The following is a 12,779-nucleotide window of genomic DNA, read 5'->3' on the forward strand; positions in this document are numbered from 1 at the left end:
CCGAACGCGGCGATGGGAATGGTGCGGTGCTCCCCGCGCAGGCGGGGATGATCCCTAGCGGGCGGCAGACCGGCGACCTACTCGTCGGTGCTCCCCGCGCAGGCGGGGATGATCCCGCCGTGAGGAACCGCGTGCTGTTCAGCGAGTCGTGCTCCCCGCGCAGGCGGGGATGATCCGCGGAGCACCTCATCGCCGCGCATGCCCTGCGGGTGCTCCCCGCGCAGGCGGGGATGATCCGCCCAGGCGTCGGCCGCGCTCGAAGCGCTCGGGGTGCTCCCCGCCCAGGCGGGGATGATCCCAACATCTACGACCCGCTCGCCAACGTGCTCGCGTGCTCCCCGCGCAGGCGGGGATGATCCGTTCTTCAACGCCGCCACCGAGCGGGCACTGGCGTGCTCCCCGCGCAGGCGGGGATGATCCGGACAGCGCAGCGACGCGCACTTCCTGGCCCTGGTGCTCCCCGCGCAGGCGGGGATGATCCGCAGGCTCCGCAGGAGAGCAAGCCACCGTGGGCGTGCTCCCCGCGCAGGCGGGGATGATCCGGCCAGCAGGCCGCTCACGGGCCCGCACAGCACGTGCTCCCCGCGCAGGCGGGGATGATCCGGACGGGCTGCACGTTCCGCGCACGGATACCCGGTGCTCCCCGCGCAGGCGGGGATGATCCGAACCGGGTCATGAGGATGTGAGCTTCAGCCAGGTGCTCCCCGCGCAGGCGGGGATGATCCCGTGAACTCCCATGAACGGGTGTATCCGAACGTGTGCTCCCCGCGCAGGCGGGGATGATCCCGCCTTGCCGTAGCGTTCGATCAGGCCGCGGCGGTGCTCCCCGCGAAGGCGGGGATGATCCCTGACGCTATTGCGTCAGTGCACGTTGAAATCAGTGTTCCCCGCGCAGGCGGGGATGATCCGGCCAGCAGGCCGATCACGGGCCCGCACAGCACGTGCTCCCCGCGCAGGCGGGGATGATCCCAGGACGGCGCACGTCGCGATGAATCCGGACGAGGTGCTCCGCGCGCAGGCGGGGATGAACCCACCCGCAACTGGACCGGTCAGACGGCCAGGGTGTGCTCCCCGCACAGGCGGGGATGGTCCCGGGCGGGTGGTGGAAGCGCCGCAGTCGGGTGGGTGCTCCCCGCGCAGGCGGGGGTAATCCACTAGGCCGTCGACCGTTTCGGGTCTTGCAAGTCAGATGAGGAGCACGTGACTCAGGTAGGTGATGCTGTCGCAGCAAGGTCGACACCGTCATCGTCGCTGGTACAAACCAGATTCCGAATTGGTCCGCAAATGTTTTGATGCGGGCACTCTGTCGTTCCGCTCCTTTTTCAATTCAGTCGGCTGGAACCTGGCCGAATCGGCTCGTGCACAGGGCCGATTCGGCCAGGTCTCTTCTTTCGCGGGTTAGCAGTCTTCGCTGTCGGCTCGTTTCGATCCTGCCGGGGCGAGTGGGTGGGGTTCACCGGTGAGGGTAGCCAGGGCAGCGGCGATTTCGGGAATCCCGGCTTGAACGTAGGCGGCGGTGGTTCCAGTGCTGCTGCTGGTGCTGGTGTGGCCGGCGTAGGCGCGGGCGATGGCGTAGCCGTGCTCTCGTTCGACCCAGGTGAGGGTGGTGTGGCGTAGCCAGTGGGTGCTGACTCCTTGGGTGGCCACCCAGGGCAGGTGTGTGCCGATGCGGGTCCAGAGGTGGTCGTAGCGGCGTCGGGTGATGGGTCGGTGGTTGTGGTAGCGCAGCAGTTGGTCGCTGGGTTTGGTGGCGCCGCGTTGGTGGGCGTGTTCGCGGAGGTGGGTCATGAGGGTGGGGGAGACGGGTTGCCAGCGGACGGTTTCGCCCTTTTCGTGGAGGCGGATGAGGCATTGGTCGGGGTCGAGGTCGCGGAGGGTGAGGTTGAGGGCTCCGCCGCGTCGGCAGGCGGTCTCGATATGCAGGCGCAGTAGGAGGGTGTCGAGCGCTGGATCGTCGCCGGTGGTGGCAGCGACGTGATTGATCTCGTTGAGCCGGGTATCCGGCAGACCCCGCCGGGTACTGGCGAGCCGTCGGGGTTTGGTGGCCTTTTTGGCTGGGTTGTCGGCCTCGGTGATGAGGTGGTCGTCGACGGCGTGGTTGTAGACGCAGCGGATGGCGGCGATGAGGTGCTCGGCTGCGCCGCGTCCACCGCGGCCGTTGCGGCGGACGACGACCTGGGTGCGGATGGTTTCGGCGAGTTGCTGGATTTCGAGCGTGGTGGGTTCGTCGAGGTGCCGATCTCCCCAGTGTTCGAGGATACGGTTCCAGTAGGTGCTGTAGACGCGTTTGGTGCCGGGGGAGACGGCTTTGGCGACTTCGGGAATGTAGTCGGCGAACGTGGGTGCTTGTGGTTTCGGCGCGGAGGTGCCGAGGAGGTCTTCGGGGGTGACGCCCATTTTGGCCAGCAGGAGGCGGGCGGCGTCGAGCTCGGGCGCGTCGGGGTGGTGAGTCATTCGGATTCAGCTCCGGGGGTGTGGAATGCGGCGACCATGGCGTCGAGGGCCTGCATGGTGTGGATCAGAAGGAGCCCGGGGTACGGGGCGGCGGCGAGCAGCACCCGGTCGCCGGGGTTGATGCCGCACCAGCGGCGCACGGCGGCCGGTAGGGGTAGGTGGGCGCGGCGGGCGAGGGTGAACACGCCGTCGGGGTCGGCCTGGACGGTCACGGTGGTGTTGGACAGGACGTCCAGGCGCAGCCGCTGCCCGGCCCGCCAGCCCAAGGAACCGACGATGGTGCTCTCGGCGATACGGCCCTGCGGATCCAGGGAAGCGATCCGGTAGAGCATCGAGGTACTGGCGGGTAGCGCGGCCAGTTGCGTGAGCGGCACCCGCTGGGCCGTGCCGCGCGCGGCGATCAACTCGGTGCGCTCATCCACCGACAACGGGTGGAGTTCGATGGCCGGGACGGCGGCCTCAGCCATGGCCCTCACCCCCGCACCGAGGGTCAGGGGCAGAAGACGCGACGAGACGACGGGTGCATTGCACCTCGCCGTCTCGCGTCTGAAACCATCTTTGGTTGTGTGGGACGGATCCCACCCACTGGTGTCCGAGGGGGGACTTGAACCCCCACGCCCATTAGTAGGGCACTAGCACCTCAAGCTAGCGCGTCTGCCATTCCGCCACTCGGACATCTCGGGTCACCGCCGTTTCCGGGGTGTTCCCGCTGTGTTGTGTTAATAGATTAGCTCATGGTCAACAGGGCCTTGCAGGGACCCCCCTGTTTGCTCCTCGGGTGATAGAAATGCCTGGTGAGCGAGCACAACGGGATCTCCGGTAGTGATCAGGACGCGGGGTTGGCGCTGGCGCAGGACGAGGTCGTCTCCCTGGCCAGCGACCTGATCCGCATCGACAGCACGAACACGGGTGACGCCGACACCCTGGTTCCCGAGCGGGCCGCGGCCGAGTACGTGGCCGAGAAGCTCGGTGAGGTCGGGTACGAGGTGACCTACGTCGAGGCCGGCGACCAGGTCGGGCGGGCGAACGTGGTGGCGCGGCTGCCCGGGGCCGACCCGTCGCGAGGCGGGTTGCTGGTGCACGGGCACCTCGACGCCGTGCCCGCGGACCCGGCCGAGTGGTCCGTGCACCCCTTCTCCGGGGCCGTGCAGGACGGCTACGTGTGGGGGCGCGGGGCCGTGGACATGAAGGACATGCTGGCGATGAGCCTGGCCATCGCCCGCCGCTACAAGCGCGACGGCATCGTGCCGCCGCGCGACATCGTCTTCGCGTTCGTCTCCGACGAGGAAGCCGGCGGCTTCCAGGGGGCGCAGTGGCTGGTGGATCACCGGCCGGAGCTGTTCGAGGGCTGCACCGAGGCGATCAGCGAGGTCGGCGGCTACTCGCTGACCCTCAAGGACGGGGTGCGCGCCTACCTGGTGCAGACCGCCGAGAAGGGCATCCGCTGGCTGAAGCTGCGGGTGCGGGCGCGCGCGGGGCACGGGTCGATGGTGCACTCCGACAACGCGGTCACCCAGCTGTCCGAGGCGGTCGCCAAGCTCGGGCAGCACCGGTTCCCGCTGATCATGAGCGACAGCGTGCAGGAGTTCCTGGACGGGGTCAGCGAGATCACCGGCTGGGACTTCCCCGAGGACGACCTCGAAGGCTCGGTCGCCAAGCTCGGCAACATCTCCCGCATCATCGGGGCGACGCTGCGCGACACCGCCAACCCGACGATGCTCACCGCCGGGTACAAGCACAACGTCATCCCCTCGGTCGCCGAGGCCGCCGTGGACTGCCGCATCCTGCCCGGCCGCGAGGAGGTCTTCGACCGGGAGCTCGCCGAGCTGCTGGGCCCGGACGTCGAGCGCGAATGGGTCGGGCTGCCGCCGGTGGAGACGAAGTTCGAGGGCCGCCTGGTCGAGCAGATGCAGGCCTCGCTGCTGGCCGAGGACCCGGGCGCCAAGGCGCTTCCCTACATGATGTCGGGCGGCACCGACGCCAAGTCCTTCGCGCGCCTGGGCATGAACTGCTACGGCTTCGCGCCGCTGCAGCTGCCCGCCGACCTGGACTTCTCCGCGCTGTTCCACGGCGTCGACGAGCGGGTTCCGGTCGACGCGCTGAAGTTCGGCGTGCGAGTGCTGGACCGGTTCATCCGCAACAGCTGACTGTCGGTGGCGTCTGGTTTGATCTCCCGTAGTTGATCATCGTTTCGGGAGGTGTCGCGTGGACCTGGCTCGCTTGGTGGAGAGCTACCTGGAGCACCTGCAGGCTCGGAAGCTGGCGGCCAACTCGCTGCGCGCCTACCGCCGCGACCTGGAATCGGTGGCCGGTGAGCTCGCCGAGCTCACCGGCACGCCGTCCGACCGGCTGCCCGTCGACGACCTCGACGCCTCGGTGCTGCGGTCGGCGTTCGCGCGCTTCGCCGCCAAGCGCTCGGCGGCGACCGTGACGCGGGCCTGGTCGACGTGGAACGGGTTGTTCGGGTTCGGCGTCATCGAGGGCGCGGTGGCGGGCAATCCGATGCAGGTGGTGCCCAAGCCGCGCAGCGCCCCGGCCACGCCCAAACCGCTGCAGGGGGAGGAGACCCCGGAGCGCCTGCTCAAGCAGGTGGCCTCCGGGGTCCGCAAGGCCCGCAACCCGTGGCCGGAGCGGGACCTGGCGATCCTGGCGACGCTGCTGTGCACGGGCGTGCGCTCGGCGGAGCTGCTGGAGCTGACCGTGGCGTCGCTGGCCGGGCGCGGCGGCGACCGGCGGCTGCACGTGCAGGGCAAGGGCGGCAAGAGCCGGTCCATCCCGATCGAGGACAGCCTCGACGGGCTGATCCAGACCTACCTGCGCACCCGCAAGCAGCGCTTCGGCAACCGGCTCCCCGGGGCCGAGCCGCTGTTCGTCGACCACCGCGGCGAGAAGCTGCAGCGCGGCGGCCTGCAGTACCTGGTGCGCCGGTCGTTGCAGGCCGCGGGCGTGTCCGACCGGGTGCAGCCCGGGGCGATGGTGCACGCGCTGCGCCACACCTTCGCGACCCGCCTGGCCGAGGACGGGGCCAGCGCCGCCGAGATCGCCAAGCTCCTCGGGCACTCCTCGATCAACTCCAGCCAGACCTACATCGACGTCACCGCCCGCGAGCAGCGGCTGTCGGTCAAGGCCAACCGGACCCACCGGGTCCTCGGCGAGCTCGGCTGAGGAGAGTTCTGGTGGTTGCCCTGCTCGGCGGTGCGGGCTGAGTCCCACACCTGGAGCAGCGGCCGGGAGGCCTAGCCCCAGGAGTTCGCTTCGGCGAGGCCGATTCGGGCGCCCCACGGGTCGGTGAGCAGCATCGTCTTGCCCAGCACCGGGTGGGTGCGGCGCTCGACCCCGCCGTCTCGCTCGGCGGCGTAGCGCTCGATCTCGTCGAGGTCGGCGACCGCGACGTAGCACAGCCAGCCCGTCTCGCCGGTGGCTTCGGTGCGCCCGGCGACCGTCCGGCCCGCGGAGGTGTAGGCGCCGTCCTGGACCTCCCAGCCCAGGGTGTCGGCCCAGAACGCGTCGGCGCGGGCGGTGTCGGTCGTGGTCAGCTCCGCCCAGCAGGGTTCGCCCGGGCGCGGTTCCGGGGCCAGCGGGCCGTGCTGGGCGCGGCCCTTGGTGACCTGCGCGAGCGCGTCGTCCGGGCCGGTCAGCGAGCAGTCCATCGGGGCCCCGGCGAACACCAGCCGGAACCCGGTGGCCTCGTCGGCGCGGGGCCTGCGGATGAACGCGCAGCGGCGGTTGCCGACCCAGCAGTCCAGGCCGGGACCGGCCGGGACCGGGGACCAGTCGAGCACGGCGCGGTAGAAGAAGGCAGCATCGATCGGGTCGGGACTGAGCAGGTCGACGCGGCGCAAGCCGCGGACCGCGGGACGTGCGGACACCGTCGTTTCCTCGCCGCCGGGGTTCGTCTCATCTTGCCACCCGGTCATGTCGTCACAATGCTCCGTTTGCCGTTCCGGCGGTGGGCTCCGTTCGCCGTTGCGGCCGGGCCTTCGGTGTTCAGCGGAGGCGTTCGAGCTCGGCGGCCACGTCGACGACCTGGGCCGCGAGCTTGCGCACGTCCGCGTGGTCGGCATCGTCGTCGACCGCGGTGACCACGTCCTCGGCCGCGCAGCGCAGCTGGAACAGGCGGTCCTGCAGGTCCGCGAGCTCGACGGCCGAGAGCACCACCGAGTCCTCGGGGAGCCCGCCGCGCTGCACCGCCGTGCGCCGCTCGTAGGCGCGCTGCCTGCACGACTGGGCGCAGTACAGGCGCGGCCTGCCCTGCCGCCCGGAATCGGGCACGCGCCTGCCGCACCAGGCGCAGTGCCGCACCTGGCGAGCTCGTCGGGTCGGCTCGACGGGGTTGTCCACGCTGATCACGTTAGTCAATCCCGGTGATCTTCACCGACCCGCCACGCCGAGGTCACGTCCACCGGCCGGTTACCCGGGAGTCACCTGGGTGGGGGACAGTGGTCCTCGTGACGCATCCCTTCCTGGACGGGCCGTTGCCGCGCGCGTTCGCCCACCGCGGCTGGCACCTCGGCGAACTCGCCGACATGGAGAACTCGCTCAGCGCCTTCCGCGCCGCCGCGGACGAGGGCTACCGGTACGTCGAGACCGATGTGCACGCCACGGCCGACGGTGTCGTGGTGCTGCACCACGACGCGGACCTGCGGCGTACCACCGACCGGGCGGGTGAGATCGCGCGCCTGCCGTTCGCGGAGGTCGCCCGCGCCCGCATCGGCGGCCGGGAGCCGGTGGCGAGCCTGGACGCGGCGCTGGAGGAGTTCCCGGACCTGCTGCTCAACATCGACGTCAAGGCCGACAGCACCGCCGGACCGGTCCTGCGGACCCTGCGCAGGCACAACGCCTGGGACCGGGTGTGCCTGGCCTCCTTCGACGACCGGCGGCTGACCCTGCTGCGCAAGGTCGGCGGGGGACGCCTGCTGACCTCCACCGGGCAGCGCGGTGTCGCGGCGCTGTGGGCGTGCTCGCGGGCCGGGTCGCTGTTCCGGCGGAAGCTGATCCGGGGAGCGGCCGTGCAGGTCCCCGTGCGGCACCAGGGGCTGGAGGTCGTCGACGAGCGGTTCGTGGCCCTGGCGCACCGGTGGGGCGTGGAGGTCCACGTGTGGACCGTCGACGACCCCGCGGAGATGCGGCGGCTGCTGGATCTCGGCGTGGACGGCCTGGTCACCGACCGGCCCGACCTGCTCAACGGGTTGCTGCGGGAACGCGTCGCGGGATAAGCGGAAGAATCGTGCGCGAGTGCGTCTCACGACCACTCCGGTAGCCAGTATGGTGCCTCCAATCGAGTGATCCACTCCGCCGGAGGACCGAACGGAATGAGCGTGATGGACAGCGAAGCGGTACCCGGGTCCGCGCAGCGTCGGCGGGAACAACGCGGCTGGTGCTGGTACGACTGGGCGAACTCGGTGTTCCCCACGTCGGTGACCACCGTCTTCCTCTCGCTGTACCTGACCTCGGTGGCCACCGCCGCGGCCAAGGCCGACGTCGCGCGCAACGGCCTGAACGCCTGCGCCGGCGACAACTCGCTGGTCAACTGCGACATCTCGATGCTCGGGCTGACGTTCCCGGCCGGGTCGCTGTGGGGCTACCTGCTGTCGGTGGCCACGGTGGTGCAGGTCGTGGTGCTGCCGATCACCGGCGCCATCGCCGACCGCACCCAGAACAAGCGCATGATGCTGGCGATCTTCGCCTTCGGCGGCGCGTTCACCACCGGGCTGCTCGCGCTGGTCGCCGGGCAGAACTGGCAGCTGGGCGTGGTGCTGTTCATCATCGGCAACATCTGCTTCGGCGCCTCGATCGTCGTCTACTACTCGTTCCTGCCCGAGATCGCCGACGCCGACGAGCGCGACCGGGTCTCCACCCGCGGCTGGGCGATCGGCTACCTCGGCGGCGGCACGGCGCTGGCGCTGCACCTGGTCATCTACCTCGGGCACGACGCCGTGGGCCTGTCGGAGTCGGCGGCCGTCCGGCTGATCTTCTTCTCCTCCGGCGTCTGGTGGGCGGTGTTCACGCTGCTGCCGCTGACCGCGCTGCGCAGGCACCAGGCGCCCGAGGGCGGGGAGAGGGGAACCGCGGCGGTCACCGCGGGTTTCAAGCAGCTGCTGCACACGCTGCGCGAGGCCAAGCACTTCCCGCTGACCCTGGCGTTCCTGGGCGCCTACTGGATCTACACCGACGGCATCTCCACGGTCTCCCAGGTCTCGGCGCAGTACGGCAGCCTGGAGCTCAAGCTGCCGCAGGACTCGCTGATCGTGACGCTGCTGATCGTGCAGTTCATCGCCTTCGTCGGCGGCGTGCTGCACGGGGTGCTGGCCCGCCGGATCGGCGCGAAGAAGACCATCCTGGTCAGCCTGGCGTTCTGGTTGCTGGTGCTGGTGGCGGCCTACTTCGTGCAGGCCGGGCAGCAGATGCAGTTCTACGGGCTGGCCGTGGGGATCGGTCTCGTCCTCGGGGGCACCAACGCGCTGTCCCGTTCGTTGTTCAGCCAGATGATTCCGCCGGGCCGCGAGGCCGAGTACTTCTCGCTCTACGAGGTGGGGGAGCGCTCGACGTCGTGGCTCGGGCCGCTGGTGTTCGCCGGGGTCGGTCAGGCGACCGGCTCGTTCCGGCTGGCCATCATCTCGCTGGTGATCTTCTTCGCGGTCGGCCTGGTGCTGGTCGCGCTGGTGCCGGTCCGCCGGGCCATCGAGGCGGTGGGCAACCGGGCGCCGGAGCTGCTCTGAGTCATGTGCGCAGCGTGATCAGGCGTGTTCGTCTCGCGATCGAGCGCGCGTTGCTCCATGCTGGTGATCTAGGTGGTGCGGGGAATCCGCGGAAACGGAATATGCCAGTACGCTGCGTTGTGATCACGGGGAGGATCATGGCATTACGAGCAGTCACGTCCAGGGCAGGTCCTTCGGCCGTACGGGTCGTGATCTGCATCCCACAATGACTAACAATCCGGGGTCCTGCTTGGCGGTAGTGACCGGACATCTGGCACTATCACCCGTTCGAACCCACCTACGGATTGCTGTCGGGAGAACGCGTCACGAACGCGACCTGGCCGCGTCCCTAGGAGGACAGCCGTCGTTGACGGGTGAACAATGTCACCGACGGCGACCAGCAGCACGACACCGGGAACAGACGACGGGTACTCCGTCGTTGCACACGGTGAGCACAACCGCTCGGGAACTGCGCCCGAGCCGAAGGGAAAGGAACCGTCATGGCCGACCGCGTTCTGCGTGGCAGCCGGCTCGGAGCTGTCAGCTACGAGACCGACCGTAACCACGACCTCGCACCGCGCCGGACGGTGCGCTACGCCTGCCCCAAGAGCCACGAGTTCGAGGTGCCCTTCTCCGACGACGCCGAGGTCCCCCCGACTTGGGAATGCCGCCTGCACGGCACCGAGTCGAAGATCATCGACGGCAACGAGCCGGAGCAGAAGAAGAGCAAGCCGCCGCGCACCCACTGGGACATGCTGCTCGAACGGCGCACGATCCCTGAGCTCGAAGAGCTGCTCAACGAGCGGCTAGAGCTGTTGAGGACTCGTCGGGGTCGTTGATTTTTTGATTCGCATGGCAAGCGCCCGAGTTTGACCGCTCGGGCGCTTACGTGTGTTCGGGGTTGGGTTTAAAGATCAACTGCTCTGTGGTCTTGTTGCTTGGCAGTGCCGGAAGCGGAACCTGACACGCCTTCTGGCTCCGGGATCCGAGACTGATGTATGCCAAATACACGGCGCTACGGCTGTCCTCCCCAGAAGACCTGTCAGAACCCGCGGCGGTGCCAGTTGCTCAGGTGGGGTACTGAGAAACCGGCTTCGCCGGTTGCCTGACGTGGGTTAGGGGAGTAGCTGGCGAGCTGTTCTCGTTGCTTGGGTGGTCCTTCTGCGGATTCCCCACGTGGTGACCCTGAGCAGGGCTTCCTTGACGATGTCGGCGTCCATCTTGGAGGTGCCGAGCTCTCGTTCGACGAAGGTGATGGGGACTTCGGCGACCTTGAAGCCCGCTTCCACCGCGCGCAGGGCCAGGTCCACCTGGAAGCAGTAGCCCTGCGAGGCGACGTTGTGCAGCTGGAGGGTTTCCAGGACCTCTCGGCGGTAGACGCGGTAGCCCGAGGTGATGTCGTTGATCGGGACGCCCAGGGCGAGCTTGGAGTAGAGGTTGGCGCCCGGGACAGGAACTCCCGGTACCAGGGCCAGTTCACCGTGCGGCCGCCCGTGACGTAGCGGGAGCCCAGGACCACGTCGGCGCCCGTGCCCCGCTCACCGAGCATGCCGACCAGGCGCGGCAGGTCCTCCGGGGCGTGCGAGCCGTCGGCATCCATCTCCATGATCGCCGTGTGGTCGCGGGCCAGGGCCCACTCGAACCCGGCGACGTAGGCGGCCCCCAGACCGGCCTTCGCCGTGCGGTGCAGGACGTGCACCCGGTCGTCCTCGGCCGCCAGCCGGTCGGCGACCTCACCGGTGCCGTCGGGGCTGCCGTCGTCGACGACCAGCACGTTCGCCGTCGGCAGCGCGTCGAACAGCCGCCGCACGATCGGCTCCAGGTTCTCCCGCTCGTTGTAGGTCGGGATCACCACCAGCACCTTCTCGGCCGGCGCTTGCCTCGCCATCCACATCCTCCTAGCCGGTCGTCGCCGACCGGCCGCGCACTCGTTCGTCGATCAGGCGCCGGACTTCCGCGCCCGCCACCCGGCGGCCGCGATCGCGCCCACCCCCAGCACCGCCAGTGTCCACATCGGAACCGAACCGAGCTCGGTCGCCCAGGTTCGATTCGACCGCAGCGGAACCTCGGCGACCAGGTTCTGCTCGGTGAACAGCTCCGTCCGCGCGGCCACCGACCCGTCCGGCGCCACCACGGCGCTGACCCCGCTGGTCGCGCCGACCAGCACCGCGCGACCCGTCTCCACCGCGCGCAGCCGCGACATCGCCAGCTGCTGGTAGCTCATCTCGGAATGCCCGTACCAGGCGTTGTTGGTGGGCACCGCCAGCAGCGTGGCGCCCTCCGCCGCGGCCGGGCCGAACACGTCGTCGTAGGCGACGTCGTAGCAGATGCCCACGCCCAGCTTCAGGCCCGCGACGTCGAGCACGCCCGGGTCGTCGCCCGGGACCATGTCGGACTGGAAGCGGTCCACGAACGGGCTGACCAGGCGCGCGACCTCGCGCATCGGGATCGTCTCGGCGAAGGGCACCAGGTGCTGCTTGACGTAGCGGTCGCCGAAGCCGGTCTCCGGGTCCCAGCGCACGATCTCGTTGCGCAGCTGCTGGTCGCGGTCCTGCCCCAGCCCGCCGACGATCAGCGGCACCCCCAGCCGGGAGGCGATCGCCGACAGCTCCGGATCGCTGCGCGCCGGGCCCCAGCTGCCGACCTGCTCCGGGAACAGCACGAAGTCGGGTTTGGGCACGCGCCCGGCCTGCACGTCGTCCACGAGCTCCTCAGCGGCGCGCACGTGGTTGTCGTGCAGCACGTCGTCCTCGTAGAGCAGGCCCAGGCCGAGGTTGGGGGCGTTGCCCTGGATGATCGCCACCCGCTTGGTCCCGGCGTTGGCGTCGGTGCCCACCAGCGGCCAGCACGCCAGCCCGCCCAGCAGCGGCACCGCGATCGCGGCCACCGGCACCGCCCAGCGGCGCGGGGCGCGGATCAGCCCGGCGCGCTCGATGAGGCCGGCGCGCTCGATGAGGCCGGCCCGCCCGATCAACTCCGCCAGGCCGGACCCGGCCAGGGCCACGGCGAAGGAGACCAGGGTGGCGCCGCCGATCGCGGCCAGCGACAGCATCGGACCGGTGTCCTGGGTGAAGGCCAGCCTGCCCCACGGGAAACCGCCGAAGGGGAACGCCGAGCGCACCGACTCGGCGGTGACGAACACCGCCGCCATCCACACCGGAGCCACCGGAAGGCGGCTGACCAGCGCCATCCCGGCACCGGCCAGGCCGATGAACAGCGCCTCCACCGCGGCCACGCCCAGCCAGGGCCAGGGGCCGAAGTCGGCGCCGAGGAAGTCCTGCAACCAGCCCAGCAGCGGCAGCAGGAACGCGAAGCCGAACACCACGCCGTAGCCGAAGCCAGCGCGCGCCCTGCGGTGGCGCACCACGGCGCCCAGCACCGCGATCGCCAGCGGCGCGACCCACCAGGCCTCGCGCGGCGGTGACCCCGCGTAGAGGGCGAACCCGGCGGCGATCACCGCGACCAGGCGCAGCGCCCACGCGGCCCGCGGTCCGGGAGTGCGTCGAACCGGCTGCGCGACGTCCTGCGCAGGAGCCGTGGGGACTACCACCCGATCAACCTTCTCGGTGCTCATGTCGGCCCCGGACCGGGGCCACCAACGTTGCCGGCGCGCCCCAGACGCGCCTC

At 70.1% G+C, this 12,779-nt stretch carries 10 protein-coding genes, 1 tRNA gene, 1 pseudogene and 1 CRISPR repeat array (1 of these 13 running past the window's edge); of the genes and pseudogenes, 5 read left to right on the forward strand and 7 right to left on the reverse strand.

Annotation, left to right across the window (positions count from 1 at the left end):
* Window positions 1-1,153: direct repeats of the CRISPR family, unit length 28 nt; unit sequence GTGCTCCCCGCGCAGGCGGGGATGATCC (it extends 3,024 nt beyond the left edge of the window).
* A gap of 245 nt (window positions 1,154-1,398) precedes the next feature.
* The 3 genes from REH65_RS31615 to REH65_RS31625 form a co-directional block, all read right to left on the reverse strand.
* Window positions 1,399-2,397, reverse strand: coding sequence for a tyrosine-type recombinase/integrase (locus REH65_RS31615; RefSeq protein ID WP_406690398.1), 999 nt, complete (start codon window positions 2,395-2,397; stop codon window positions 1,399-1,401).
* A 53-nt stretch (window positions 2,398-2,450) separates the two neighbouring features.
* Complete coding sequence (locus tag REH65_RS31620; protein WP_406690399.1) at window positions 2,451-2,921, reverse strand: hypothetical protein; 471 nt, start codon at window positions 2,919-2,921, stop codon at window positions 2,451-2,453.
* 119 nt (window positions 2,922-3,040) lie between these two features.
* Window positions 3,041-3,129, reverse strand: a tRNA-Leu gene (locus REH65_RS31625).
* Window positions 3,130-3,248: 119 nt separating this feature from the next.
* On the opposite strand from REH65_RS31625, the gene REH65_RS31630 reads away from it, so the two are divergent.
* Window positions 3,249-4,601: a M20/M25/M40 family metallo-hydrolase gene (locus REH65_RS31630; protein WP_406690400.1), complete on the forward strand. Its 1,353-nt coding sequence runs from the start codon at window positions 3,249-3,251 to the stop codon at window positions 4,599-4,601.
* Window positions 4,602-4,659: 58 nt separating this feature from the next.
* A complete protein-coding gene (locus REH65_RS31635) occupies window positions 4,660-5,619 on the forward strand; it encodes a tyrosine-type recombinase/integrase (RefSeq protein WP_406690401.1) in 960 nt (319 codons plus the stop codon).
* Window positions 5,620-5,690: 71 nt separating this feature from the next.
* Here the strand turns inward: REH65_RS31635 and REH65_RS31640 are convergent, their stop codons facing one another.
* Both REH65_RS31640 and REH65_RS31645 read right to left on the reverse strand, forming a co-directional pair.
* A complete protein-coding gene (locus REH65_RS31640; protein ID WP_406690402.1) occupies window positions 5,691-6,371 on the reverse strand; it encodes a VOC family protein in 681 nt (226 codons plus the stop codon).
* Between the two features lie 70 nt (window positions 6,372-6,441).
* The gene (locus REH65_RS31645) at window positions 6,442-6,795 is read right to left on the reverse strand and encodes a hypothetical protein (RefSeq protein ID WP_093420650.1); all 354 of its coding nucleotides are present in this window, start codon (window positions 6,793-6,795) and stop codon (window positions 6,442-6,444) included.
* A 107-nt stretch (window positions 6,796-6,902) separates the two neighbouring features.
* Here REH65_RS31645 and REH65_RS31650 point away from each other — a divergent pair, with 107 nt between their 5' ends.
* The 3 genes from REH65_RS31650 (at window position 6,903) to REH65_RS31660 (ending at window position 9,991) form a co-directional block, all read left to right on the forward strand.
* The gene (locus tag REH65_RS31650) at window positions 6,903-7,670 is read left to right on the forward strand and encodes a glycerophosphodiester phosphodiesterase (RefSeq protein WP_406690403.1); all 768 of its coding nucleotides are present in this window, start codon (window positions 6,903-6,905) and stop codon (window positions 7,668-7,670) included.
* Between the two features lie 96 nt (window positions 7,671-7,766).
* Window positions 7,767-9,173 (forward strand): MFS transporter, encoded by a 1,407-nt coding sequence (locus REH65_RS31655; RefSeq protein WP_406690404.1) that lies wholly within the window; start codon window positions 7,767-7,769, stop codon window positions 9,171-9,173.
* 479 nt (window positions 9,174-9,652) lie between these two features.
* Window positions 9,653-9,991 carry an RNA polymerase-binding protein RbpA gene (locus REH65_RS31660; protein WP_281458067.1) on the forward strand — a complete coding sequence of 113 codons (339 nt, stop codon included), beginning with the start codon at window positions 9,653-9,655 and terminating at the stop codon, window positions 9,989-9,991.
* Window positions 9,992-10,267: 276 nt separating this feature from the next.
* Here the strand turns inward: REH65_RS31660 and REH65_RS31665 are convergent.
* Together REH65_RS31665 and lnt are read right to left on the reverse strand one after the other, a co-directional pair.
* Window positions 10,268-11,040 (reverse strand): annotated as a pseudogene (locus REH65_RS31665) (polyprenol monophosphomannose synthase).
* 51 nt (window positions 11,041-11,091) lie between these two features.
* Window positions 11,092-12,726, reverse strand: coding sequence for an apolipoprotein N-acyltransferase (gene lnt, locus REH65_RS31670; RefSeq protein WP_406690405.1), 1,635 nt, complete (start codon window positions 12,724-12,726; stop codon window positions 11,092-11,094).
* Window positions 12,727-12,779 lie beyond the last annotated feature (53 nt).

It is taken from the genome of Saccharopolyspora sp. ID03-671 (assembly GCF_045278815.1).
Classification (GTDB): domain Bacteria; phylum Actinomycetota; class Actinomycetes; order Mycobacteriales; family Pseudonocardiaceae; genus Saccharopolyspora; species Saccharopolyspora ipomoeae.

Excerpts from the sequence above, each read along its gene's own strand:
- REH65_RS31615 (WP_406690398.1), bottom strand. The coding sequence starts at position 2,397 with ATGGGCGTCACCCCCGAAGACCTCCTCGGCACCTCCGCGCCGAAACCA.
- REH65_RS31620 (WP_406690399.1), bottom strand. The coding sequence starts at position 2,921 with ATGGCTGAGGCCGCCGTCCCGGCCATCGAACTCCACCCGTTGTCGGTG.
- REH65_RS31640 (WP_406690402.1), bottom strand. The coding sequence starts at position 6,371 with ATGACCGGGTGGCAAGATGAGACGAACCCCGGCGGCGAGGAAACGACG.
- REH65_RS31655 (WP_406690404.1), top strand. The coding sequence starts at position 7,767 with ATGAGCGTGATGGACAGCGAAGCGGTACCCGGGTCCGCGCAGCGTCGG.
- REH65_RS31660 (WP_281458067.1), top strand. The coding sequence starts at position 9,653 with ATGGCCGACCGCGTTCTGCGTGGCAGCCGGCTCGGAGCTGTCAGCTAC.
- lnt (WP_406690405.1), bottom strand. The coding sequence starts at position 12,726 with ATGAGCACCGAGAAGGTTGATCGGGTGGTAGTCCCCACGGCTCCTGCG.